Below are 22,665 nucleotides of genomic sequence, written 5' to 3' on the forward strand. Positions count from 1 at the left end.
TTGGTGCTGTCTGTTCACAATAAAGCGGATGCTGCCCCTCACCCCAGGGTGAGCGACACGTTGTCGATCAGCCGGGTCGCGCCCACCCGCGCGGCCACGAGCATCCGGGCCGGCCCTCGATAGTCGCCCGGCACCGTCAACAGCGTCAGTGGGTGCACGATCACGAGATAGTCCAGTTTAACCAGCGACTGGGAGCCAATGCGCGCATTCGCAGCCGCGAGGGCAGCAGTCGGGCCGGCCGGCGCCGCCTCCACCGCCGCGCTGAGCCCGGCGAACAGGGCCTGCGCCGCCGTGTGCCCGGCGTCGTCGAGATAGCGGTTGCGGCTCGACAGGGCCAGACCACTCGGTTCGCGTACGGTCTCGACGACCTCGATGACCGTGCGCACGTTGAGATCGGCAACCATCCGCTGCACCAAAAACGCCTGCTGGCCGTCTTTTTGGCCGAACACCGCGGCATCCGGTGTGACGATGTTCAGTAGTTTTGCCACGACGGTGAGCATGCCGTCGAAGTGACCGGGGCGCGCGGCACCCTCGTAGAGCGAGCCGACCGGGCCGGTGGTCACCCGGGTGTCGCTGGCACCGCCCGGATACATCTCGCGGGCGCTCGGCGCGAACACAAACGAGACGTTCTCGGCCGCCAGAGCAGCGAGGTCGGCGTCGAGGGTGCGCGGGTAGCTGTCGAGGTCTTCGCCAGCGCCGAACTGCAGCGGGTTCACGAAGATCGATACCACCACGATGTCGGCGAGCGCGCGTGCCCGCCGCACCAGCGCGAGGTGTCCGGCGTGCAGCGCCCCCATGGTCGGCACCAGCACGGTGCGCGTGTCTCCGCCGGTCAGCGCCGCGCGGTCGCGGGCCTGCCCCAGACGGTCGTGCAGTTCGGCAATGGTGCTGAGAACTTCGATGGTACTCATTCGACCTCCCGGTCGTCATCAAACGGATGCTGTCGCTGCTCGATCTGGTCGAACCCGGCCAGGTCCAGTCGTTCGGGGCTCGTGCGCCCGAGGGCGTTTTCCATCGCAGAGCGCAGCAGCGGACCAAGAATAGCCCCCGGATGCTCGAGGCCGATTCCGTCGAGCAGCCGGGTGGCCTGCTCGACGATCGAGGTGGAGAACACGGTGGCAATCTGGATGGCTTCGGCGTAGCTGGTGCGGTCCGCCTCGGCGACGATGAGCGGTTCGCCGCCCATCTCCACGACGAGCGCCTGCCCGATCGGCAGCACCGGACCTGGCGCGGTCACGGCGAAGTAGCTGTCGGCGAGGCGGGCCAGGTCGAGACTCGTTCCGGTGAAGGCCATGGCTGGGTGGATGGCGAGCGGAATCGCGCCGGCGGCCTGCGCGGGCGCGAGCACCGCGGTGCCGTAGCGGGCGGAGGTGTGGAGCACGAGTTGGCCGGGCTGCCAGGTGTTGGTCGCGGCGAGGCCCTGCACGAGGCTTTCCAGCTGGGCGTCGGGCACGGCGATGATGACCAGTTCGCTGCGTTCGACGACCTCGGGCACGGGCAGAATCGGCACGAGCGGCAGAATGGCTTCGGCGCGGTCTCGACTGGCCTGCGAGATCGCGGAGATGCCGACGATGGCGTGGCCGGCGCCAGCGAGGGCGGCTCCGAGAATGGGGCCGACGTGGCCGGCGCCGATGATTCCGACGCCGAGGCGTCCCGGTTTGGCGTTCATTCGGCGGCCTCCGTGGCTGGCCCTGGAGTCGCAGTCCGACTCCAGTGGTGACTGGTATCGGCGAGGGCCGATCGCACCGCGCCCGTCGACATCCACTCGAACAAGACGAGGGCTTCGTCAACGTCGATGACGCTGAGCGAGGCACTGACCGGTCCGGCGACCGTGTGCAGGTCGGCCGAAGCGAGGCGCAGTCGGCGCCGAACGGCGCCCTGGCTGATGCGCACTCCCTGCATGCGTGCGAGGGGCACCAGAATGAGGTCGCGCGACAGCACGCCGCGACGTATCAGGGCCACCGGGCCAGAGACGGCCCAGCCGGTGCGCCACCACGAGAACGGGCGCAGCCAGACGGCCCGCGCTGGGGCGTTGCTGTAAAAATCGGCGAGGCCGGCGTCACGTTTGCGGCCGCCGAGCATGCCGTTTTCGACCAAGGCACGGTGGGCGTCGGTGTCGAACCCGGGAAGCGCCAGTTGCAGTACTTTTTCGACGTCGGCGAGGGTGCCGACCGGCAGCAGGGTGGTGCTCGTCACCGCGCCACTGCTGCGGCCGGACGTCTGCCCGGCGGTGTTGATGCTGATCTGCCACCATCCGAAACGGCGCCAGAGAATGGGCTGTGACACCTTGATGGCGTGGATGCGCCCGGGCGGCAGGGTCTGGCTGCTGGTCGAGAGCAGCCCGTAGCCGACGCGCACTCCGTCGGTGGTGCCCGCGATGCTGAATCGCAACGTCTTGGTGATGCGGGAGAAGTAGTATCCAGCGCTGCCGATGAGGCCGGGCAGCACGGCTACGAGCACCCAGCCGCTGCTGCCGGCGATCACGCTGATGATGAGGCCGACACCGGCCAGCAGGAGAAAGACGGTGAAGCCGCTCAGCACGACCGACCCGATCAGCCGCCCCGGCGGAATGCGCACGATCGACTCCGGTGGGGCGGCATCCGGGTCCAGTTCCGGCGCCCGAAACTCGTTGAAGCGCGCGGTTGCGAAGTCGCCGAGGGCGGAGTGGGCGATGGGCGGGCCGATCAGCGGTGGCGCGGCGCTGTCGCCGGGCAGGGGCTGTGCGGCGGCCGCGAGGGCGCCGGGTGCGTCGGGTGCCGTGCCGGGCTGCCTGGCCTGGCGCAGGCCCGAGGCGAGGTGCAGGATGTCGCGGCGCAGGTCATCCGCTAGTTTCGAGCCGAGGTACGCGAGCTGCACGTTGCCATCTTGCCCGGCGACGGTGATTTCGAGTCGGGCGGCACCGAACAGGCGGGGAATCAACGGCCGGGCGAGGTTGACGCCCTGCACCCGGTCGAGGCGGGCCTTGCGGTGACTGCGAAAAACGAGGCCGCTGCGCACTTCGACGACTTCGCCGTTAACACGAAAGGTGTGCATGCGCCAAGACAAATAAAAGGCTACGAGGATGACCAGCAGAATGCCGGCGATGATGAGCAACGCCCAGCCGGTGGCCCCGCGCTGGTAGATCTCGTCGATCGGATCGCTACCGTAATTCTCTTCGCCGATGAACAGATCGATGAGGCGTTCGCGCAGGTTGGCCACGATGAAGCCGATGATGGCCACCATGAAGATTCCGCCGCGCAGCAGCGGGGTCGCCGGGTGCAGGCGGTGCCATTCACCGTCGGTGAGGTCGGTGCGCGGTGCTGCGAGGGGCGCCGGAACCGCAGCGGCGGGCTCGGTCACAGCCCCGCCCGGCGGCTCTCCGCGAGTTCCACCAGCCGGTCGCGCAGGCTTTCAGCGTCGGCCTCGGCCAGGCCGGGAATAGATACCCCGGCGGTCGCCGCGGCGGTCACGAACTTGAGATCGGCCAGGCCCAGCCAGCGGGCGACCGGGCCGCGGGTGATGTCAATGAGCTGCATACGCCCGTAGGGCACCGCGACGAAGCGTTGAAAGAGGATGCCGCGGCGAAAGAGCAGGTCATCGTCGCGCAGCAGGTAGCCGATGGAGCGCACGCGCCGGGGTTCGAAGATGAGGTTGATGATCGACAGGACGAGCACCACGATGCCAACCCACATTGCCCAGGTCGCATCGAGCAGCAGCCAGAGCAGGCTCGCTCCGCCGCAGACGACGACGGCGTTCACGATGGTGCCGACGATCTCGACCAGCACGTACTTCGGGGAGACGCGCTTCCACTCCCCCACGTCGGCCAGTTCGAGGCGTTTCGACGGCTCGGGCAGGTCAGCCGTCGGAGGCAGCACTGCCGGCAGGTTCACGTCGGTCAGGTCAGGATCAGGCACGGGTACCTCCAGACTCGTCGGTGTCGCCGTTCCTGTCATTGTCGGGCGGCAGGGTGCAGAAGTGTTCGGCCACCAGGCCGGCCGTGAGCATGAGGGCCGCCCCGATGGCCGTACCGATCGCGAGCCACAAGGACGTGACCGCCGGAACGACCGATCGGGTGAGAATGTACAGCACGACGCCGAGGGCGGCACCGAGCAGCAGCGACGAAGACAGCGAGGTCGCCTTCGACAGCACGGCCACGCGCATCGCCCAGAACGGGTCGATGCGGCGCAGCGCCTTGCGATGGCTGCCTTGGCGCACCTGCCAGGCCAGGCTGACGACCACCGCACCCAGCAGGATCAGAGTCAGCGGCAGGGTGACCGGCGGAACGACGATCGGGGCACCGGAGGCCGCGAAGGCGATCTCGAGCAGAAAGCCGATCACGAGGCCGATCAGCAGAACGGCGAGCAGCCCGGTCGCGTGGGAGCGCTTCATTGCCCGGCACCCAGCGCGAGGTCTGCGTCATCCGCTGCCCGGTGCACCGTATTGCCGGTCGCGGCCAGGAGGTCGCGCACCAGACCGCGGCCCGGGATAACGGCTGCGGAGTCGACGTCGAGCCAGGGAGCGAGGACGAAGTCTCGTTCCGCTGCACGCGGATGCGGAAGGGTCAGGCGGTCGTCGTCGACGCTCAGATCGCCGAACACGATGAGGTCGATGTCCAGTGTGCGGTCGCCCCAGCGTTCGGCGCGTACCCGGCCGTGCTCCGCCTCGATGGCGTTGACGGCGTCGAGCAGGCCGTGTGGGTCGCCCGCGTAGTCGATGGTCAGCACCGCGTTGAGGTAGCGCGGCGCGCTCTCGTCGACGCCGCCCGGTTTCACCGCGGCCGATTCGTAGGCGGGCGAGACGGCCATGAGCGCGGCCCCGGGCAGGGCGGCCAGATCGCGCACGGCCTCGGACAGGGTGGCCTCGCGGTCGCCCAGATTACTGCCGAGGGCGAGCACGACGCGTGCCGTTGACCCGGTCATGACCGCGACCGGGTGATTTGCACAGCCACATCGGTGAACGGCACGGAGATCGGGGCCTGCGGCTTGTGCACCGTGACCTGCACGCGCAAGGCTGGCGGGTGGGCCAGCACGACGCCCGCGATGCGCTCGGCGACGGTTTCGATGAGGTCGACCGGGTTGTGCGCGGCCGCGGCCGTGACCTCCTCGGCGAGTTCGCCATAGTGGATGGTCTGGGTCACGTCGTCGCTCGCCGCTGCGCGCACCAGATCGAGCCAGACGGTGACGTCGATGACGAAGTCCTGGCCGTTTTCCTTCTCGAAGTCGTAGACGCCGTGGTGGGCGTTCACCCGCAGGCCGGTGAGGGTGATCGAATCAGTCATGGGTCCATTGTGACGGACTCGACGCGGGTCCCGGCAATTCCTCCGTGACGCAGGGCGTCGACCGCCGAACACTGGCCAGTACGTTCAGGGCCGTGCGGGTCGCCGCGACGTCGTGCACCCGCACCGCCCAGGCGCCGGCCTGGGCGGCCAACACGCTGACCACCGCGGTGGCCAGGTCTCGCTCGATGACGGGGGCACCGACCGGCAGCACGCTGGCGAGAAAGCGTTTGCGGGACGCCCCGACCATGACCGGGAGGTCGAGTGCGGCGAAGGCGTCGAGCCGATGGAGGAGCTGCCAGTTGTGTTCGGTCTTCTTGGAGAATCCGAGGCCCGGGTCGAGCACGATTCGATCCCGGGCCACTCCGGCGGCGGTCAGCGCGTCGACGCGGGCGCTCAGTTCCGCGACAACGTCGGTGACGACGTCGCCGTAGTCGTCGAGGGTATCCATCTGCTGAGCGTGGGCACGCCAGTGCATGGCGATATAGGTGAGGCCGGTGTCGGCGGCGACGGCGGCCATGCCGGGGTCGGCGAGTCCGCCGGAAACGTCGTTGATGACGCTCGCACCGGCTTGCGCTGCTGCGCGGGCGGTCGAGGCGTTGAGCGTGTCGATGCTGAGTTTGAGGCCCTGCCGGGCGAGCTCGGCGACGACGGGGATGACCCGGCGCTGTTCCTGCTCGGGCGACACCCGGGTGGCGCCGGGCCGGGTTGACTCGCCGCCCACGTCGATCAGGTCAGCGCCCTGGGCGTGCAGTAGCAGGCCGTGCTCGATGGCGGCATCCGTTGACGCCCACTGGCCGCCATCGCTGAACGAATCGGGGGTGACGTTGAGCACGCCCATGATGAGCGTCATCCGCCGGCCGCAATCAGCGCGATGATCTCGGCGCGAGCCGTCGGATCGGTCAGGGCGCCGCGGGAGGCCATGGTCACGGTCGAGCTCGCGCTCTGCCGCGGGCCGCGGGTGCCGACGCAGCCGTGCACGGCGTCGAGCACGACGAGAACGCCGATCGGGTCAAGGCCGGTCTGCAGCGCATCGGCGATCTCTTCGGTGAGCCGCTCCTGCAGCTGGGGCCTGGCTGCGATGGTTTCGACCACGGCTGGTAGTCGGCCGAGCCCAACGACGCGGTCCCCTGGCAGGTAGGCCACGTGCGCGATGCCGAGGAAGGGCAGCAAGTGGTGTTCGCAGATCGAACGAAAGGCGATGTCGCGCAGCAGCACGAGTTCGCCCGTGCTTTCCCCGACCGGAACGAAGTCCGCCAGCAGGTCCTGCGGGTTCTGGTCGAGGCCGGCGAAGAACTCGGCGTAGGCATCCGCTACCCGTCGCGGGGTGCTTTCCAGGCCCACTCGCTCCGGATCCTCGCCGATTGCAGCGAGGATCTCCAAGACGGCCGCCTGGATGCGCGCCCTATCCACTGCCACGGGCGCCTAGGCGGTTGCGGGGCGGGGGTTGCGGGCCGGCGCGCGCTTTGGTTTGGCGGGAACGGCGTCGCCGCTGGAGATGCCTCCGTCAACGGCAGCGCCGTCGATGGGAGCCTTCGGGGCCGGCATGGCGATGGGCGGCACGTCGGAAACGGGTCGCTTGTCGCTGGAGAGCCACTGCGGGCGCGACGGCAGCTTCTCGACGTTGGCGAAGATCTCGGCCAGGGCGGTCTGGTCGAGAGTCTCATGTTCGAGCAGGGCCGTGGCGAGGTTGTCGAGAATGACACGGTTCTTGATCAGAACTTCGTAGGCCTCGTCGTGGGCGTCTTCGAGCAGCTGGCGCACCTCGCGGTCGACGCTCTCGGCGACGCGCTCCGAGTAGTCGCGCTGGTGGCCCATGTCGCGGCCGAGGAAGACCTCACCGGAGCCCTGGCCGAGCTTGAGCGGGCCGACGACACTGCTCATGCCGAATTCGGTGACCATCTTGCGTGCGGTCGCCGTGGCTTTCTCGATGTCATTGGAGGCGCCGCTGGTCGGGTCGTGAAAGATGATTTCTTCGGCGACGCGGCCGCCCATGGCGTAGGCCAGCTGGTCGAGCAGTTCGTTTCGGGTGACCGAGTAGCGGTCTTCGAGCGGCATCACCATCGTGTAGCCGAGGGCCCGGCCGCGCGGCAAAATGGTGATCTTGGTCACCGGGTCGGTGAAGTTCATCGCGGTGGCGACGAGGGCGTGGCCGCCCTCGTGGTACGCGGTGATGAGCTTCTCTTTGTCGCGCATGACGCGGGTGCGGCGCTGCGGTCCGGCCATGACCCGGTCGACGGCTTCGTCGAGCGCACGGTTGTCGATGAGCTGGGCGTTGGACCGGGCGGTGAGCAGCGCGGCTTCGTTGAGCACGTTGGCCAGGTCGGCTCCGGTGAAGCCAGGTGTCTTGCGGGCGAGCACTTCAAGGTCGACGCCTTCGGCCATCGGCTTGCCCTTGGAGTGCACCTCGAGGATGCGCTTGCGGCCGAGCATGTCGGGTGCGTCGACGCCGATCTGCCGGTCGAACCGGCCCGGGCGCAGCAGCGCGGGGTCGAGGATGTCGGGGCGGTTGGTGGCGGCGATGAGGATGACGTTCGCCTTCACGTCGAAGCCGTCCATCTCGACCAGCAGCTGGTTGAGGGTCTGCTCGCGTTCGTCGTGGCCGCCGCCCATGCCGGCGCCGCGGTGACGGCCGACAGCGTCGATCTCGTCGATGAAGATAATGGCGGGAGCGTTCTCTTTGGCTTGGCTGAACAGGTCGCGCACCCGGCTGGCGCCGACACCGACGAACATTTCGACGAAGTCCGAGCCGCTGATGGCGTAGAACGGCACGTTGGCCTCGCCTGCGACCGCGCGGGCGAGCAGCGTTTTACCGGTTCCGGGAGGGCCGTAGAGCAGCACGCCCTTCGGGATGCGGGCGCCGACCGCCTGGAATTTGGCGGGTTCCTTGAGAAAGTCTTTGATCTCTTCGAGTTCTTCGATGGCTTCGTCTGCGCCGGCGACGTCGGCGAAGGTGACCTGCGGGCTTTCCTTGGAGACGAGCTTGGCCTTGGACTTGCCAAACTTCATGACCTTGCTGCCACCGCCCTGCATCGAGATCATGAGCCAGAAGAAGGCACCGATCAGCAGCACGGGGAGCAGGAAGCTTAGAACCGAGAGCACCCAGTTGGGCTGGGGTACCTCGTCGGTGAAGCCGTCCTTGGGGTTCGCGGCGGTGACCGCGGTGATGATCTCTTCGCCACGCGGGGCGACGTAGTAGAACTGCACCTGGGTGCCGAGGTCACCGCTGGCCTTGGTCAGCGTGAGGTCGACGCGCTGTTCACCGTCGACGATGGTGGCTTCGGCGACGTTGCCCGACTTGAGGTAGCCGAGGCCCTCTTGCGTGCTGACCTCGCGGAATCCACTCATGGTGATGAGGCTTGACCCCACCCAGACGGCGATGACGGCGAGCACAATGTAGAGAATCGGGCCGCGGAGTAGCTTCTTGACGTTCATGGTGACCTCAGGCTAGCGCTCGATTGCAAGGGAATGCCGTGTGTTCGCCCAAAGGAAAACTTGGGGCTTGGTGCAGGCTGTGGCTAGAGCGCGGCTGCGGCGACGGTGGAGTAGACGTGCGGGGCGAGAATGCCGACCGAGCGCAGGTTGCGGTACTTCTCGTCGTAGTCGAGGCCATAGCCCACCACGAACTTGTTCGGAATGTTGAAACCCACGTATTTCACGTCGATGTCGACGCGCGCGGCATCAGGCTTCCGCAGCAAAGCGCAGATCTCAATGGATGCCGGACCGCGCGTTTTCAGGTTCGCCAACAGCCACGAGAGGGTCAGGCCGGAGTCGATGATGTCCTCAACGATGAGCACGTTGCGACCGGAGAGGTCGGTATCGAGGTCCTTCAAAATGCGTACGACGCCGCTGGACTGCGTTCCGGAGCCGTAGGAACTGACCGCCATCCAGTCCATGGTCACCGGGTGATGCAGTTCGCGGGCCAGATCGGCCATGACCATGACCGCGCCCTTGAGCACGCCGACCAGCAGCAGGTCGGTGCCGGCGTAGTCGACTTCGATCTGGCGTGACATTTCGGCCAGGCGAGCCCGAATCTGCTCCTCGCTGATCAGGATCTCGGTGAGGTCGCCGTCAATGTCGCGAGGTTCCATGTGAAAGGTGCAGTCCTTTTCTTTAGATGTGTCAAAGAACGGAAAAAATCAACATTCCGTCCTGCCGTACAACTCTAATACCTGGCAGGCTGAGCGCTCCCTGTCCGTGCCAGTCGGTCACCAGCGCGGCCACGGCCAGGGTCTGCACTCGAGTCAGCCACACGCCGCACATCGCCTCGACTCCGAACCGAATCACGCGCTGCCGCACGGCGGCCGACTGCGCGTCCAGCAGGTCCGTGGCGATCTTCCCATTGGCCCAGTTTTCCCGCAACATCGTGCGCGCCAGCGCGTCGAGGGCGTCCGAGTCTTCCCGCAGGGTCTCGGCGGTGCGGGCGAGCGCCCCGGCGACCCCGGGGCCGAGTTCGGTTTCCAGCAGCGGCAGCACCGTTTCTCGCACCCGCACCCGGGCGTAGCGCGGGTCGAAGTTCTGCGGGTCGCTCCACGGCTCGAGGCCGGCATCGGTGCAGAATTGCCAGGTTTGGGCACGACGGATGCCGAGCAACGGCCTGAGAATCGGCCCGGTTCGCGCCGCCATGCCTCGCAGGCTGGTCGATCCGGAGCCGCGGGCGAGGCCGAGGAGCACGGTTTCGGCCTGGTCGTCGAGGGTGTGGCCGAGCAGTACGCCGCTCGCGCCGGTCTTGGCCAGGGCAGTATCGAACGCCGCGTACCGTTGAACGCGTGCCGCGGCCTCCGGGCCGGTCCCGTCACGCTGGACGGTCACGCTCAGCACCAGTACAGGGTCGAGGCCCAGCCGGCTGGCGGCCTCGGCGGCCCGCGCCGCGACATCCGCTGACCCGGTTTGCAGGTTGTGATCGACGATGACCGCGCCGGCACGGATGCCCAACCGCCCGGCTTCGAAAGCGGTCGCGGCGGCGAGCGCGAGCGAATCGGCGCCGCCGCTCAGGCCGACCAGAACGAGGCCCTCCGGCGGCAGCAGCTCGCGCACGGCCCGGCGAATGTCGGCGACGGCCGGGGTCAGGCGCGGGGGGCGGGGAGATTCCATCCAGTAACGTTAGCGGCAGACTTTGATCAAGGGAGAAACCAGCCATGGCCGAATACGACGCAGTCATCGAAATCCCTCGCGGGAGCCGCAACAAGTATGAGGTGGACCACGAAACCGGTCGCGTGTACCTCGACCGCGTGCTCTACACGAGCTTCATGTACCCCACCGACTACGGCTACTTCGAGAACACGCTCGGCCTCGACGGCGACCCCGTCGACGTTCTCGTGCTGCTCGACTACCCGCTGTTCCCGGGCGTTGGCGTCTCAGTGCGCCCGGTCGGCGTGTTCAACATGACCGATGACGGCGGAAGCGACGCCAAGGTCATCGCCGTTCCGGCCGGCGACCCGCGCTGGAATCACATCCAGGATGTCCTCGACATTCCGGAGTACACCCGCAAGGAAATCGAGCACTTCTTCGAGCACTACAAGGACCTCGAGCCGAATAAGTGGGTCAAGACGGAGGGCTGGGGCGACGCCGAAGAGGCCAACCAGATCGTGGTCGACGGCATTGCGAAGCTGGCCGCAGAGGGCCACTAGCCCGGTACCGACGAAGGCCCCCTGACTGACCAGGGGGCCTTCGTTTTGTCTGTGGGCCTGCTCGCGGGGGCTAATTCAGGAAATCGGCAGGGAAGGGCCGCCGCGCGCGCACTGGTCCGCCAGCCATCGTGCGATGCCGCGAGGATCTCCTGAATTAGCCACCGGGCGGCCTATCCGGCGCGGTGTTAGGCGGCCGGGCGACCCACGTAGGGCGCCACAGCCCAAGACGACCAGATGCTGTGCACGCGCACCCGCGACGAGGGGTTCGGCGCTTCGAGAACCTGGCCGTTCCCCGCGTAAATCGCCACGTGGTAATAGTTGCCGGGGCTGCCCCAGAACACCAGGTCGCCCACCTGCACCTGGGCGAAGGAGACCAGCTTGCCTTGGCTGGCCATGGTGTTGTACTGGTTCGTGGCCGAGTGGGTTCCGATGTAGACACCAGCCGCTGCGTAGGCGGCCTTGGTCAGGCCGGAGCAGTCCCAGGCGTCTGGGCCGGAGCCGCCGAAGACGTAGCGGTCGCCGAGCTGGGCGTTGGCGAACGCCAGCGCGGTGTCGACGATGCTCGCATTGGGCAGGGCGACGGGTGGGGACGGCGTTGCCGGCACGGACGGCGCAACCGACCCAGAACCCGAACCTGATCCAGAACCGGCACCTGAACCTGAACCTGAACCTGAACCGGCTGCGGCTGCGGCTGCGGCTGCGGTATCCCGCACGGCCTGCGCGGCCGCGGCATCCGCTATGGCAGCAGCAGAAGCCTGCGCCTGCGCGAACGCGCTGGCCGCAGCGGCCGCGTCTTCGCCGGCATGGAAGCTGCGTTCGGCCTCGGCCGTGGTGTCTTTGAGCAAGGCGAGTTGTTCGAACAGTTCGCTCGACTTGCGTTGCTGAGTGTTGTAAGCGGCCTCGGCTGCGGTCGAGCTCGCCGTGGCGGCATCAAAGGTGGTCTTGGACTCTTCGGTGAGACGTTCGCGTTCCTCTGTCGCCGATGCGGCCTGCTCACCGAGGGACTCGGCCGCGTTCTTGTCCTGCACGGCTTCGGTGTAGATCTGCTCCGACTGCTCACTCAGCTTGCTGGCCGTTCCGAGCTGGCTGAGCAGGTCATCCGCGCTGTTGCCGTTCAGGAACAGGTTGAGTGACAGACCGCTGGCACCGGACTTGGCGAGGTGCGCGGCGATGAGGCCGGCCCGCATCTTCGATGTTGCGGCGGTGGCTTCGGCGGTTGCAGCCTGCTCACTGAGGCTGGTTTCGCGCACGGTAGCGGCGTCCAGGGCATCCTGCGTCACTCGGTAGGCCTCGGCCGCAATCTGCGCGGTCGTGACGGCCTTCGCGGCCTGGCTGGCCAGCCCGTTCAACAGCTCGCCGAGAGTGGCGATCTCGGCCTGCTTGGTCGATTCGTTCTGCTTGGCCTTTTCGACGTCATTCCAGCTCGGATAGTCGGGGGCGGCGAAGGCTGCCCCGCCGGCAGCGGCAACGGATGCTGTGACCGCCGAGACCGCGCCTATCGCCACCGCCGACAGCAGCCGCTTCGACTTGGTGCGACCCCGTGCGCGTGCGGTGGTGCTCGGTGCGGTTGTAGTGCTCTTAGCCAAGTGATGCTCCCCGGTCGGCCATGAATGGAACGGGATTGATGCGGTTTCCACCAATCCACACTTCGAAGTGCAGGTGGCAGCCGTTGGCGGCGCCGGTATCCCCGGAATAGGCGATGATCTGCCCGGCGGACACGGACTGGCCGGAACGAACGTTATAGCCGCCGTTTTGAATGTGGGCGTAGCCGGTTGAGACGTTGTCGCCGTGGCTGATCTTCACGAAGTTGCCGTACGTGCCGAGAACGCCAGCCCAGGTGACGACGCCAGCGTGGGCGGCGTAGATGGGCGAACCGCAGCCGGTGCCGAGGTCGGTGGCGTAGTGGAAGCTGCCGCTGCACTGGCCACCGTTACAGATGACCGACCGAGGGCCGAAGCCGCCGGTGATTCGACCGCTGGCCGGAACGGCCCAGCCGGTCATGCTCACGGAACCACCGGACCCTCCGCTGTTGGCACGCGCCGCTGCGGCAGCGGCGGCCTTTGCCGCCGCTTCAGCCGCAACCCGGATGGCTTCAAGCCGGGCGCGTTCGGCAACTCCGGCTTCATACCCGGCTGTCGTAGTGGCTTGGGCGTCGCGCATGAACTGCAGCTGCTGCTCCAGTTCCACGCTCTTGGCCTCGGAGTCGGCCAGCGCGTTCGCTGCTGCTTCGGCGGCAGCCTGGGCTGCGGCGAGCGCGGCCTCGGCGGCGACGCGCAGAGTCTCGCGTTCGGACTGCGCGACTTTGGCCTGGTCACCGAGAGACTGGGCGTTGTTCGTGGCCGACTGCGCCGATTCGTAGACGTCGGAGCTGCGCTCAACGAGCTTGCTCATGTTGCCGAGTTTGGCCAACAGCAGGTCGGCATCGGCACCGTCTCCCTCGCCCTCCAAGAACAGGTTCACGCTGAGATCGGTGCCACCGGTGCGGTAGAGCTGGGCGGCGAGCTGGCCGGCTTGCTTGGTCGCGGCATCCGCTGTGGCCTTGCTCGCGTCGGCCTGGGTCTGGATATCTTCGGCACGTCGGGTGGCGTCGTCGAATTCCTGCTGAGCCACCTCGAGTTCATTGGCACTCTTTTCGGCTGCAGCCTGAGTCTCTTGTACCTGCACCTGTAGGCCGGCAATGAGATTCTCGATAGCGGTGACCTGCGCGGCCGCCGAGGCGGTGTTCGCCTTGGCGTTTTGCAGGTCCTGCCAGGAGGGGTAATCGACGGCGCGGGCGGGCGCGACGGGGCTCACCAGGGTGACCAGTAGAGTCATGGCAGCCATGATGCTGGTCAGCGCCAGGGTGTGCCTGGGCCAGCGATTGGTTACACGCAAGCGGCGGGCAGGCGGGTCAGTCCTAAGGCCGGTCACGGTTCTGGTACGAATCATTGTTTCCCAACAGGCTTATAGCAGTCGCCACGTGCGCCGAAGCAGACTCTTCAGAGTAACAAGCTGGGCACGATTCACCCAGTCTTACCGGTGAATCTAACCCGCGAAATGCCCGCTGGCCCGCTCATTTGCTGGCGCGGTGCGAACCGGCGTCGAAAACAATTAACCAATCGAGCGGATGCTGCGCGCGCCGATTTGGCCTTCTCCCCGCAAGACCGTATGCTTACTCTTCGGCAGCCATGAACTTTGTGGCTCACGGCCCCATCGTTTAGCGGCCTAGGACGGCGCCCTTTCACGGCGTTAACACGGGTTCGAATCCCGTTGGGGCTACGCAAACTGCACGTGCACGAAGCATTACTCGAAATAGAATAGTCTTACCAAGTGCCTCGCACACAGATTCACATTTTTACATCGAGGCCCTGTAGCGCAGTTGGTTAGCGCGCCGCCCTGTCACGGCGGAGGTCGCCGGTTCAAGTCCGGTCAGGGTCGCAAAGGTAATAGCCCTTTCGAAAGGAAGGGCTTTTTTCCTTAGAAGAGGCGTTTTTCAACGCAGCTTTGGGGCCCTGTAGCTCAGTTGGTAGAGCGTTCGACTGAAAATCGAAAGGTCACCGGATCGACGCCGGTCGGGGCCACCACCGCCACTCCCTAGGAAACACTGGGGAGTGGCCTTTTTTTATGCCCATTTTCGAGCTTTGAATCGGCTCCTTTTCCCTCCAGTGAACACATTTTGAACACATCTGAAAATGGAACACTGCCATTGAGAGCCACCGCAACGGCATCTAAGTCGTCGTCGAAGAGGTCTGCGTAGACGTCCAGCGTCATCGCAGCCGACGAATGTCCCAGCATTCGCTGCACCGCTTTCACATTGGCCCCGACCGAGACGGCGAGGCTTGCAGCCGTGTGCCTGAGGTCATGGGGTGTCACCTTGGGAAATTCCGGGTCAGCGGCTTGGACCGACGCGAGAGCAGAGTTGAAGCGGCGGTTTCGAAAGTTTCCACTCCGGAGCACGCCACCGTCAGGAGCCATGAAGACCAGGTCGTCGGAATGTTTGCCCTGGCAGCGCGCCCGCAGCGAGTCCGAGAGAAAATCGGGGAACGGCACGGAACGTCGCTCATGCGACTTCGGTGTTCCCCAGATCACCCGACCTCGAGGATCAGATACGGCCTCGGCCACGTCAATGCGGCGGCGATCTAGATCGATTCGCGCCGTCTTGAGGCCAGCCATCTCACCCCACCGCAGACCGGTATAGGCCAGCAGGATGATGACGTCGGCGTCGGGCCCGCAAGCGCGAGCGAGGCGAGACACCTGGTCGTTGCTGAGATAGCCTCTTGAGCTCTTCACGATCCTGGGGAGGCGCACACCATCGGACGGATTGACGGGAATGCGTTTGTCCATGACGGCGTACTTGAGAACGCCTGAGAGCACGAGGTGAATTTGGCGCACGGTCGATGGTGCAAGTCGCGCGGACAGGTCAGAAACCCACGCCTGGACGTCAGCGTGCCTTACCTCCCCCAACCGCGTCGTGCCCCACCGCGGCAGTACGTGCTTGTCGAGGCCGTGTCGGTACCCGGACCGCGTCGTCGGTTTCAATTGAACCTGCGCCTCGTACCACTGCTCGGCCCAGTCAGCGACGGTCACTCGCGACTTGGTCGGGTCGACCCATTCGCCGCGGTCCTTCGATATCTCGACGCCCGCGAGGAATCGTTCCGCATCGCGTTTCGTGGCAAAGCCACGCTTCATCGTTTGTCGTCGGTCCGGTGTGCGGTACCGCACGAGGTAGCGCTTGCCGCCGGCCGTTGCGTACGTCGTGATCGTGGGCATTGAATCTCTCCATCTCGCGGAGTTTTGCTCATCTCTGCAAGGCTATGATCGCGTACTTTCTGCATCATTGATTGCTCCCGTGCGCGAGTCCGATTCGCGAGGCGGCGACGGTCGTGTTCATGGGATCCTATAAGTGGATCCGGCGTCGCGTCGAGGTCCGCCGAAACTGCGAAAGGTTGAGCGACTTGGCCGACTGCTGCTGGCTCTACATGTACGAGAACAGAAGACAGAACTCTATCTACATAGGCATCGCCACCAGCATGGCTCGTGTATATCAGCGGCACAATGAGGCTGCAGAACAGCTCCGCGATGCCCCCGGTTCGGTTATCCTGCAAACGGTAGAACCCTTCAGCTCGCGCCGCGATGCACGGAAGGCGGAGGCGATCGCAATCCACGTGGCAACAATTGCCGGTACACAGGTGTGCACTGACGACGAGGTCCCGCTTACTAACACCAACATCGCGGGTATCCACTCGACGACGGTACTGGGCCCAGCGATCTTCACAAAAGACGAAGCAATCCAATGGAGCTCCCTCATCGGCACGGTCATCGTGCCGATCGCCGCCGACGAGCTCGAAGGACGGCCGGCACCGTTCGGAGGGCATGGTGGTGCGTTCTTCGCAGATCGCGCACGCAAGCACTGGAACGTCGCTCAGGTGAAGCGGCCTCGGATCAGACGAATCATTGCTCTGCTAAAGGGCGGTCTAAACATAATCCTTGGCGACTGGGACGTTGACCCCGAGGGTGATTGGACACTCGACTCTGTGCACACGACCCGGGTTGCCGTCCCGCTCATCGACGCCGAACGAGATGACCCACGCGGCGATAAGGGCAAACGTCTCGACGGCCACCACCTCAACTCCGGCGTTACCTACAGCGCTGATCTGAAGTAGGCGCAGTTCGTTCGCGGGGTCCATCAGGGTCTACCCGGTCGTACACGTCAGGATTTCCTGATGCTTACGTCTAACAGGGTGGCTCCTATTGTGGCTTTCGGCGCTACGTGGCGGCTTTTTCTGATCGCTATTTGGCGCAGCGACCCGATTGGCCACGCTAAACCCGAAGACGTCAGCGTCGTATATCCCATGGGTTTTGAGGCACTTAGGTTACGAGACAGCCCCCATGCTTTGAAGACATGCCGCCAATGACCTCGTCCCACGATTCTTGCGAATATTGCGCGCTCACGCTCTCGATGTGCTGACGGGGTGTGCTGCCCGGACTATCGCCTCGAGGCGAGCGACGCTGGCTTCCCACTCAGCCAGGAGCACCGCTGGCAGGTTGACCATGCTCGATCGACCGTGGAGAACATCAGAAGTTCGCCGGTAAATGTGGCGCGAGAGGCGAATGAGACCGAGCAATTCCGAAGGCGTAGCTTGTGTCCCGTTCGCAACAAATATGAATGCTAGCCGATTGCTGATGTTGGTCTGAGGCACGACAACTGATCTACCCGGAAAGGCGTTCGTCACGGCGCCTGTGGCGAGGCGCTCAATACGGAGGCGCAGGTCGATCACTGCCAAGCGTGTTTTAGTGGCATCCGTCATGCCTTTGGCTGTCATAACGCAGCAGCCAGAGCCTTGCAGGCGTCGCGCGCCGCGCGGATTTCCACTTCTGTAGAGTCGCTTAGTTGGGGATTCCCATGGATGGACTGATTCCAGGAGGTCATGTGCGGCTCGCATACCCTCTCGGCCCGCGTTACGGGATTGAGTGCAGGCTGCGTCTCATTCCAGAAAGTCTTGGCGACTTCGAGACGTTTGTCAGTCGTGTATGCGGCGTCGAGCTTCGTGAGGTCGGCTTCAGTGTCCCGATTGGCAAGGACTGAATTCCGAATCACGAAGGACCGGAGCGCATTGTCGACACTCATTCGGCACAACCCACGGACCGCGTCGGTGACGTCTTTGGTGGATCCAGTCTCACTGAGGGAGAGATCAAGCACAGCCCGAGCATCGAGTAGCAATCGGTCCCAGAAGTGGCTGCTGTCCGTAACTTCAACTGCTCCCGTTGCACCTGATCGTGCCACTAGGCGTGTGTCACAGTCGTTGGTCCTGGCGGCCAGATGCTCCTTCAACCGCTCGTCATGCGTCAAGACGATCACGCGTCGCGTTTCAGCCAACTTGGACAGCGAATTCGCGAGCCTATCAATTCTCAGCTCATCGAAAGCGTGGACAGGGTCATCAAGAATGAGGAATCCGAACGGCCCTGCGTCGACGGACGCGAGTAGTGGTGCTAGTAGGACAGCATTTCTCTGCCCAGCGCTCAGCATGCCGAGGTCGACTTGACCGCCATTCTGGTCAACCAGCTCCATCGATGCCTTGCTCGTGAGAACATTGATGCTCTTCAGCTGAAGTTCCGCATCTGACAGGAGCTCCTTTACGCGCGCGCCGGCTTTTCCTTCAAGTGAGATGCTCCGACGTTTTCGCAACCCATTCCTTAGCTCGCCGACGCGCTTTGACGTGGCAGACCACAAGGGAGACTCGGAGGCAGAAGCACCGTCCTCTTCCCAAACGGTCACGAAGCTTTCGACTGCGCGAGCTCTGGCAATGCGCCATTGCTTGGTCGCGTCGGTCCGCGCAACGGCTTCGGTTATGAGGTCGCGTGCACCTTGAGAACAAAGCCAATCTGAAAGTTCGGCCGTTGCCGTCAGTACCGAGTGTTGAGTCGCAATTCCGGATTCGCGTGCGACATCGAACTTGTTCAAGAGGCTCTGTCCGATGGAACTTAGCGCGTTGATTGGGTCAGTCGTATCGGCCTGAGTTCCTATTTTGAGTGCTGCAGTTAGCAACTCACACGTTGCTGTTCCTAGTGCTTTTGTATCGTCACCAACCTTCGTTCTCAAGGTCGCAAGGTTCTTGTGTTGTTTGACGCTTTCGCCAAGCGTAGTTAGCCAGCTCGAATCCGGGGTCGCGCAAACTGGGCACGTGCCGTCCTTCAGATGGCGGTCCACGGCGTCGGAGTGCAATTGCTCCAGCGTCCCTGAGAGAACTTGTTCGGCGGTCGTGCCGGCTTTCTCAAACTCCTCAATGGAACTTCGAACATCGGTTGCAGCCTTCGCAAGTCGTTCTCTAGCGTCACTCGGAAGAGAAGGAGAATTCAAGCCAGTCTCCGTCAGACCTGCGTCCCTCAGCCACGTGTCTTTGTCATCGCTGATGTTCGGCTCAGGGACCGGATCGAGTGGCATTGAGGTCGTGACGGTACTCCTTTCCTTGTCGACATCAGAGAGCCCACGCAGTCCGGCTTCCCGTGCTGCACTCCACCGCTTCAAGGCTTCCGCGGATGCATTCCCGCGCAAAGTGATCGTCTCTTCAAGGGCGCTGAAGCTACCGCCCAATGCCAATAAACCTTCGAAGTAGGTTGCTAGGTCTTTGCTCAACTGGACGCGGCGCTCAAGAGATGCGTAGGCGAAGACTGGTTGATGGCTGGCCAACGCCTGGTGCCAGCTCTGACCGAGATTGACTTTCGCGATGCCGTTCCGGCTCTCGAGCAGCGCTTCGTGAGATACGGTTTCCCCAGTTTGCCCCAAGACTGTTGCGATGACCAAGCGATCCCCTCCGGAGGAGAGGGTTACTTCGACACGTGCCGAGGATGACCCTCTCGCCAGATGCACGGGATCCCAAAGGGCAGCTTTCCCTGCTGTCCCCCCGGTGACCGCCGGCGTATTCCCGCTAAGAGCCAGGTCGACCGCATCGCTGATGCTTGATTTTCCCGCGCCGTTCAAGCCGTGCAGAACTGTGATGCCCGGCGTGGGGTCGAAGACAAGAACGAGGGGATCTTCGTTTAGAACGCCGCGGTAGTTATGGATCGACACCCGCTCGATTCGCCAGACCCGACTCGGATCCAGCCAATTCGTGTCGTCACGAGGTGAGCCAGCGAGTTCGATAGTCACCGCATGGAGCCTGTCCCAGCTTTCGATGCCTTGACGCGCCGACTCTCGTTTGAGACAGATCTCCTCCACAATCTCTTCAAAAGAAAACACCGTGAGTGCTTCGGGCGGGTCCTCTACTACTGTCAGCGTCATGCATTCCCCCAAATTTGAAGTGGCCGCAATGTCACCTCTGGTTCATCCTTGCATGCGGGGGCACACTGCCGCTTGTCTCATAACCCTAGGGATACAAGACGTCTCACGCCCATGTCTCGACTCCCTCCGCGTTCCCCGGAATCGTGCGGCGCGCCGATTCTCATAACTACGTCGCATAACCGCATGCCTGAACCGTGGTACTCACCATTAGTTATGAGACACCCCGGGAGCAAAGATGACGAAACTGATCGGTGTCATTTTTCGAAGTCGTCTGCACAAGTGGTCGTAGTCGCGCTCACACCTCGCTCCAGCCATCGACGAACCTCAATTCCCGTAAGGGCAATCTTCTACGGGCTCCCCGTACCACTGGGCCTACCGACGGTGGAAGCGTGGCCAGAAGAGCCCGAATGGGAACGAGGGAGGGAACGGAATGCGCGCAGATACTCTGGGATGGTGATTACAAACGATTCGGTCTCTATCCGTGCCGTCCGAACCTCCGACTCGTCCCAGTGGGCTGCGCTCTATCGGGGCTATCGAGACTTCTACGAGCTGTCTCCCGATGACAGCATCGTTGAGCGTGTCTGGACCTGGATCAATGACGACTCGAATGAAGTCAATGCCTTTGTCGCCACCTCCGGGGGTCGACTTGTGGGGCTCGCGCACTATCGTCGATTTTCTCGTCCCTCAACGGGAAGCGTGGGTATCTACCTCGACGATCTGTTCACGGACTCGAGCGCTCGGGGAGCCGGCGTCGGGCGCGCGCTACTGAGCGAACTCTCCGCGCTGGCCGAACGCGAAGGACGCTCAGTCGTTCGCTGGATCACGGCAGAGGACAATACTCGGGCCCGCCATCTCTATGATTTGACCGCCACGTCTACCAAGTGGGTTACGTATGATCTGACACCAGGGGCACTATGACCGCGCAATAGTGCCATCGCTGTCCACTGGCTCTTCCGTACTCCCTTGCACGACGCACGTTCAGGCGGCGGTGTCCCCGGCTCGTTGGATTGCCCGGTAGACCGTGGATCTGGCAACGCTGAAGAGTTCTGCGATCTGCGCGGTGGTGTGTTCGCCCCGTTGGTGGACCTCGATCAGGTGCTTTTCCTGCGCCGGGGACAGTTTGGGTTGCTTGCCGCGGAGCCGGCCGGCCGCTTTGGCGACTTGCATCCCTTCGCGGGTGCGTGCTCGGATCAGGTCGGCCTCGAATTCAGCGACCATCGCGAGCACGTTGAAGAGGAGTCTGCCGACCGGGTCGGTGGGGTCGTGAACGGAACCGCCGATGCTGAGCTTCACTTCGCGAAGGGTGAGGTCATCGACGATGTCCTTGGCATCACGAAGTGAGCGAGCCAGTCGGTCGAGTTTGGTCACGACGAGGGTGTCGCCGGCCCGGCAGGCGGCCAACGCTTCGCGCAGACCTGGCCGGGCCCGATTCGTTCCGGCGAGACCCTGATCGGTAAACGTCTTCTCCGGCGTCACGCCAAGAGCGATCAGAGCGTTTCGAAGCGGTCTGGGGAGATTGGGTGAGAACTCCATTCAAAGGAAGCGACACGACGATGATTTTTCAAGCTCGCAAGCCGTAAACCGCTGGGAGCGCGGATAGTGTTTGCGGCCAGTAGACGTTCCTTGCGGCACGGTCCGCTCCGCCATGAAACGATGGCCACATGGCACTTGGGCTACATCACGTTGAGATTTGGGTCGTTGACCTAGACAGCGCTCGAAAGTCCTGGGGCTGGCTACTTGCGAAGCTCGGATGGTCGGTCGATCAGGAGTGGGAAAACGGGACTTCCTGGCGATGCGGTGACGTCTACCTTGTGACCACACGACCGCCAACCCTTTCCGGCGACGCGCATGACCGAAGACTCCCCGGAATCAACCACGTCGCGCTTCATGGAGGATCCGAAGCTGACATCGACGGCATCGTTGGCGAAGCAACAGACCACGGCTGGAGTTCCCTCTATGCGGATCGCTATCCCCGCGCTGGAGGCCCCGACCACTACGCCGCATACCTCGAGAACGAAGCCGGCTTCAAAGTCGAGGTAGTGGCCGCATCCTGACCCCGAAGACATTGCTCACCGAGCCGTGGTGGGTGCGCGCGAGCAGCGGCTCGGCACCCTGGCTCTGCCCGCTCGCCGCGATCAGCGCGGCCGTGAGCCGGTGCCCGCTGATGCTGGGGGCCGGGATGCTGCAACGCCGCCGAATGCCGCATCCCAGGCGGAAACGCCGGCCGTGACCGGCGTCTCGCCCTCGGCCCACGCCATCCGTTCGGCGTGGGATCTCGTTGAACCGCGCCGTCAGCCGCTCGGCCAGGCGCCGCGAATTCGCGAACACGATCGAGGAGGTGTGCGTGAGCACCTGGTCGACGATCGCCTCCTCGACGTGAGGCCAGATCGACCCGGTCTGGGGAACGGATGCCGTCGGTCCCTCCCGCGGCGCGCCCTCCCGCGGCGGCTCGGCGTCGAGCCGGCTCATGTCGTTGACGGGAACCACGACACGCGGGTCGAACCGCTTGCCGGAGGCCGGCGCAACGATCTCGACCGGTGCGGCACCGCCCAGGAACCGGCCGCCTCGCTGTGCGGGCGCACGGTGGCGGAAAGCCCGATGCGCTGCGCCGGTTTCGCGAGCAGCGCGTCGAGCCGTTCAAGCGAGAGGACCAGATGGGCGCCGCGCCTAATGGCGGCAACCGCGTGCACCTCGTCGACGAGGACGGTGTCGACGCCACGCAGCGAGTCGCGGGCCGCGGAGGTGAGCATGAGGAAGAGCGGCTCGGGGTGGTGATCAGGATGTCGCCCGCCGGTCTGCCGACGGGTGTCGCCCGAGCGAACGCCGACGCTCACGCGCGCGGTTCGGACCCGAGCCGCGCGCGGCGTGGGTGATGCCCACAAGCGGGGCGTGGAGGTTACGTTCGACGTCGACGCCCAGCGCCTTAAGCGGGGAGATGTAGAGCACGCGGGTCGCCGGCCGCAGCCCCCCGCCGGCCGCAGGAGGAACGACCGGCGACGCGGCCGGCACGACCTGGCACGGTC

General features: G+C 64.7%; 23 protein-coding genes and 3 tRNA genes. 7 read left to right on the forward strand and 19 right to left on the reverse strand.

Annotated elements, in window-relative coordinates; all coding sequences use genetic code 11:
- Positions 1 to 38: 38 nt before the first annotated feature.
- The 12 genes from panC to tilS all read right to left on the reverse strand — a co-directional run bounded on the left by panC (position 39) and on the right by tilS (position 10,348).
- The gene (gene panC, locus E3T29_RS11645) at positions 39 to 911 is read right to left on the reverse strand and encodes a pantoate--beta-alanine ligase (RefSeq protein ID WP_134345559.1); all 873 of its coding nucleotides are present in this window, start codon (positions 909 to 911) and stop codon (positions 39 to 41) included.
- On the reverse strand, positions 908 to 1,669 hold the full coding sequence (locus E3T29_RS11650; RefSeq protein ID WP_134345560.1) for a Rossmann-like and DUF2520 domain-containing protein: 762 nt from the start codon (positions 1,667 to 1,669) through the stop codon (positions 908 to 910). The genes panC and E3T29_RS11650 overlap by 4 nt, the downstream gene beginning before the upstream one ends.
- Positions 1,666 to 3,339 (reverse strand): PH domain-containing protein, encoded by a 1,674-nt coding sequence (locus tag E3T29_RS11655; protein ID WP_134345561.1) that lies wholly within the window; start codon positions 3,337 to 3,339, stop codon positions 1,666 to 1,668. Before E3T29_RS11655 ends, E3T29_RS11650 begins: the two co-directional genes overlap by 4 nt.
- Entirely contained in the window at positions 3,336 to 3,893 is a 558-nt protein-coding gene (locus tag E3T29_RS11660) for a PH domain-containing protein (protein ID WP_370449159.1), read from the reverse strand. Before E3T29_RS11660 ends, E3T29_RS11655 begins: the two co-directional genes overlap by 4 nt.
- Entirely contained in the window at positions 3,886 to 4,368 is a 483-nt protein-coding gene (locus tag E3T29_RS11665) for a DUF3180 domain-containing protein (RefSeq protein ID WP_134345562.1), read from the reverse strand. Before E3T29_RS11665 ends, E3T29_RS11660 begins: the two co-directional genes overlap by 8 nt.
- The gene (gene folK, locus E3T29_RS11670; RefSeq protein WP_134345563.1) at positions 4,365 to 4,898 is read right to left on the reverse strand and encodes a 2-amino-4-hydroxy-6-hydroxymethyldihydropteridine diphosphokinase; all 534 of its coding nucleotides are present in this window, start codon (positions 4,896 to 4,898) and stop codon (positions 4,365 to 4,367) included. The genes E3T29_RS11665 and folK overlap by 4 nt, the downstream gene beginning before the upstream one ends.
- Positions 4,895 to 5,257: a dihydroneopterin aldolase gene (gene folB, locus E3T29_RS11675; RefSeq protein WP_104087752.1), complete on the reverse strand. Its 363-nt coding sequence runs from the start codon at positions 5,255 to 5,257 to the stop codon at positions 4,895 to 4,897. Before folB ends, folK begins: the two co-directional genes overlap by 4 nt.
- Positions 5,250 to 6,107 (reverse strand): dihydropteroate synthase, encoded by an 858-nt coding sequence (folP, locus tag E3T29_RS11680; RefSeq protein WP_134345564.1) that lies wholly within the window; start codon positions 6,105 to 6,107, stop codon positions 5,250 to 5,252. Before folP ends, folB begins: the two co-directional genes overlap by 8 nt.
- The gene (folE, locus tag E3T29_RS11685) at positions 6,104 to 6,673 is read right to left on the reverse strand and encodes a GTP cyclohydrolase I FolE (RefSeq protein ID WP_134345565.1); all 570 of its coding nucleotides are present in this window, start codon (positions 6,671 to 6,673) and stop codon (positions 6,104 to 6,106) included. Before folE ends, folP begins: the two co-directional genes overlap by 4 nt.
- Positions 6,674 to 6,679: 6 nt before the next feature.
- Positions 6,680 to 8,689: an ATP-dependent zinc metalloprotease FtsH gene (gene ftsH, locus E3T29_RS11690; RefSeq protein WP_134345566.1), complete on the reverse strand. Its 2,010-nt coding sequence runs from the start codon at positions 8,687 to 8,689 to the stop codon at positions 6,680 to 6,682.
- Positions 8,690 to 8,772: 83 nt separating this feature from the next.
- Entirely contained in the window at positions 8,773 to 9,345 is a 573-nt protein-coding gene (gene hpt / locus E3T29_RS11695; RefSeq protein WP_105036013.1) for a hypoxanthine phosphoribosyltransferase, read from the reverse strand.
- A 31-nt stretch (positions 9,346 to 9,376) separates the two neighbouring features.
- Positions 9,377 to 10,348, reverse strand: a complete 972-nt coding sequence (gene tilS / locus E3T29_RS11700) for a tRNA lysidine(34) synthetase TilS (RefSeq protein WP_134345567.1) — start codon at positions 10,346 to 10,348, stop codon at positions 9,377 to 9,379.
- Between the two features lie 44 nt (positions 10,349 to 10,392).
- On the opposite strand from tilS, the gene ppa reads away from it, so the two are divergent.
- A complete protein-coding gene (gene ppa / locus E3T29_RS11705; protein WP_092341769.1) occupies positions 10,393 to 10,884 on the forward strand; it encodes an inorganic diphosphatase in 492 nt (163 codons plus the stop codon).
- Positions 10,885 to 11,069: 185 nt separating this feature from the next.
- Here ppa and E3T29_RS11710 read toward each other — a convergent pair whose 3' ends face one another.
- Entirely contained in the window at positions 11,070 to 12,470 is a 1,401-nt protein-coding gene (locus tag E3T29_RS11710) for an NlpC/P60 family protein (protein ID WP_134345568.1), read from the reverse strand.
- Entirely contained in the window at positions 12,463 to 13,698 is a 1,236-nt protein-coding gene (locus E3T29_RS11715; RefSeq protein WP_166792390.1) for a M23 family metallopeptidase, read from the reverse strand. The genes E3T29_RS11710 and E3T29_RS11715 overlap by 8 nt, the downstream gene beginning before the upstream one ends.
- A gap of 371 nt (positions 13,699 to 14,069) precedes the next feature.
- Between E3T29_RS11715 and E3T29_RS11720 the strand changes: the two genes are divergently transcribed.
- The 3 genes from E3T29_RS11720 to E3T29_RS11730 all read left to right on the forward strand — a co-directional run bounded on the left by E3T29_RS11720 (position 14,070) and on the right by E3T29_RS11730 (position 14,447).
- A tRNA-Glu gene (locus E3T29_RS11720) sits at positions 14,070 to 14,142 on the forward strand.
- 85 nt (positions 14,143 to 14,227) lie between these two features.
- Positions 14,228 to 14,301: transfer RNA gene (locus E3T29_RS11725), tRNA-Asp, on the forward strand.
- 70 nt (positions 14,302 to 14,371) lie between these two features.
- A tRNA-Phe gene (locus tag E3T29_RS11730) sits at positions 14,372 to 14,447 on the forward strand.
- Between the two features lie 10 nt (positions 14,448 to 14,457).
- Here the strand turns inward: E3T29_RS11730 and E3T29_RS11735 are convergent.
- A complete protein-coding gene (locus E3T29_RS11735; protein ID WP_198417754.1) occupies positions 14,458 to 15,450 on the reverse strand; it encodes a site-specific integrase in 993 nt (330 codons plus the stop codon).
- Positions 15,451 to 15,752: 302 nt separating this feature from the next.
- Here E3T29_RS11735 and E3T29_RS11740 point away from each other — a divergent pair, with 302 nt between their 5' ends.
- Complete coding sequence (locus tag E3T29_RS11740) at positions 15,753 to 16,526, forward strand: hypothetical protein (RefSeq protein ID WP_166792391.1); 774 nt, start codon at positions 15,753 to 15,755, stop codon at positions 16,524 to 16,526.
- A 656-nt stretch (positions 16,527 to 17,182) separates the two neighbouring features.
- Here the strand turns inward: E3T29_RS11740 and E3T29_RS11745 are convergent.
- Positions 17,183 to 19,642: an AAA family ATPase gene (locus E3T29_RS11745; RefSeq protein ID WP_134345571.1), complete on the reverse strand. Its 2,460-nt coding sequence runs from the start codon at positions 19,640 to 19,642 to the stop codon at positions 17,183 to 17,185.
- 450 nt (positions 19,643 to 20,092) lie between these two features.
- Between E3T29_RS11745 and E3T29_RS11750 the strand changes: the two genes are divergently transcribed.
- Positions 20,093 to 20,560: a GNAT family N-acetyltransferase gene (locus E3T29_RS11750; RefSeq protein WP_174776421.1), complete on the forward strand. Its 468-nt coding sequence runs from the start codon at positions 20,093 to 20,095 to the stop codon at positions 20,558 to 20,560.
- Positions 20,561 to 20,620: 60 nt separating this feature from the next.
- On the opposite strand, the gene E3T29_RS11755 is transcribed toward E3T29_RS11750, so the two are convergent.
- Positions 20,621 to 21,175, reverse strand: a complete 555-nt coding sequence (locus E3T29_RS11755) for a recombinase family protein (RefSeq protein WP_134345573.1) — start codon at positions 21,173 to 21,175, stop codon at positions 20,621 to 20,623.
- A gap of 128 nt (positions 21,176 to 21,303) precedes the next feature.
- Here E3T29_RS11755 and E3T29_RS11760 point away from each other — a divergent pair, with 128 nt between their 5' ends.
- Complete coding sequence (locus E3T29_RS11760; protein ID WP_134345574.1) at positions 21,304 to 21,696, forward strand: VOC family protein; 393 nt, start codon at positions 21,304 to 21,306, stop codon at positions 21,694 to 21,696.
- Here the strand turns inward: E3T29_RS11760 and E3T29_RS20730 are convergent.
- Positions 21,668 to 22,111, reverse strand: coding sequence for a hypothetical protein (locus E3T29_RS20730; RefSeq protein WP_134345575.1), 444 nt, complete (start codon positions 22,109 to 22,111; stop codon positions 21,668 to 21,670). The genes E3T29_RS11760 and E3T29_RS20730 overlap by 29 nt on opposite strands.
- Positions 22,108 to 22,476 (reverse strand): hypothetical protein, encoded by a 369-nt coding sequence (locus E3T29_RS20735; protein WP_134345576.1) that lies wholly within the window; start codon positions 22,474 to 22,476, stop codon positions 22,108 to 22,110. The genes E3T29_RS20730 and E3T29_RS20735 overlap by 4 nt, the downstream gene beginning before the upstream one ends.
- Positions 22,477 to 22,665: the final 189 nt, after the last annotated feature.

It is taken from the genome of Cryobacterium sp. TMT1-66-1, assembly GCF_004403435.1.
Classification (GTDB): Bacteria; Actinomycetota; Actinomycetes; order Actinomycetales; family Microbacteriaceae; genus Cryobacterium; species Cryobacterium flavum.

Bases quoted from the DNA above. Each gene is read 5' to 3' on its own strand.
- ftsH (WP_134345566.1), bottom strand. From the start codon at position 8,689: ATGAACGTCAAGAAGCTACTCCGCGGCCCGATTCTCTACATTGTGCTC.
- E3T29_RS11760 (WP_134345574.1), top strand. From the start codon at position 21,304: ATGGCACTTGGGCTACATCACGTTGAGATTTGGGTCGTTGACCTAGAC.
- E3T29_RS11755 (WP_134345573.1), bottom strand. From the start codon at position 21,175: ATGGAGTTCTCACCCAATCTCCCCAGACCGCTTCGAAACGCTCTGATC.
- E3T29_RS11745 (WP_134345571.1), bottom strand. From the start codon at position 19,642: ATGACGCTGACAGTAGTAGAGGACCCGCCCGAAGCACTCACGGTGTTT.
- folK (WP_134345563.1), bottom strand. From the start codon at position 4,898: ATGACCGGGTCAACGGCACGCGTCGTGCTCGCCCTCGGCAGTAATCTG.
- hpt (WP_105036013.1), bottom strand. From the start codon at position 9,345: ATGGAACCTCGCGACATTGACGGCGACCTCACCGAGATCCTGATCAGC.
- folP (WP_134345564.1), bottom strand. From the start codon at position 6,107: ATGACGCTCATCATGGGCGTGCTCAACGTCACCCCCGATTCGTTCAGC.
- E3T29_RS11740 (WP_166792391.1), top strand. From the start codon at position 15,753: ATGGGATCCTATAAGTGGATCCGGCGTCGCGTCGAGGTCCGCCGAAAC.
- E3T29_RS11665 (WP_134345562.1), bottom strand. From the start codon at position 4,368: ATGAAGCGCTCCCACGCGACCGGGCTGCTCGCCGTTCTGCTGATCGGC.
- folB (WP_104087752.1), bottom strand. From the start codon at position 5,257: ATGACTGATTCGATCACCCTCACCGGCCTGCGGGTGAACGCCCACCAC.
- ppa (WP_092341769.1), top strand. From the start codon at position 10,393: ATGGCCGAATACGACGCAGTCATCGAAATCCCTCGCGGGAGCCGCAAC.
- E3T29_RS11750 (WP_174776421.1), top strand. From the start codon at position 20,093: ATGGTGATTACAAACGATTCGGTCTCTATCCGTGCCGTCCGAACCTCC.
- E3T29_RS11715 (WP_166792390.1), bottom strand. From the start codon at position 13,698: ATGACTCTACTGGTCACCCTGGTGAGCCCCGTCGCGCCCGCCCGCGCC.
- panC (WP_134345559.1), bottom strand. From the start codon at position 911: ATGAGTACCATCGAAGTTCTCAGCACCATTGCCGAACTGCACGACCGT.
- E3T29_RS11650 (WP_134345560.1), bottom strand. From the start codon at position 1,669: ATGAACGCCAAACCGGGACGCCTCGGCGTCGGAATCATCGGCGCCGGC.
- E3T29_RS20730 (WP_134345575.1), bottom strand. From the start codon at position 22,111: ATGAGCCGGCTCGACGCCGAGCCGCCGCGGGAGGGCGCGCCGCGGGAG.
- tilS (WP_134345567.1), bottom strand. From the start codon at position 10,348: ATGGAATCTCCCCGCCCCCCGCGCCTGACCCCGGCCGTCGCCGACATT.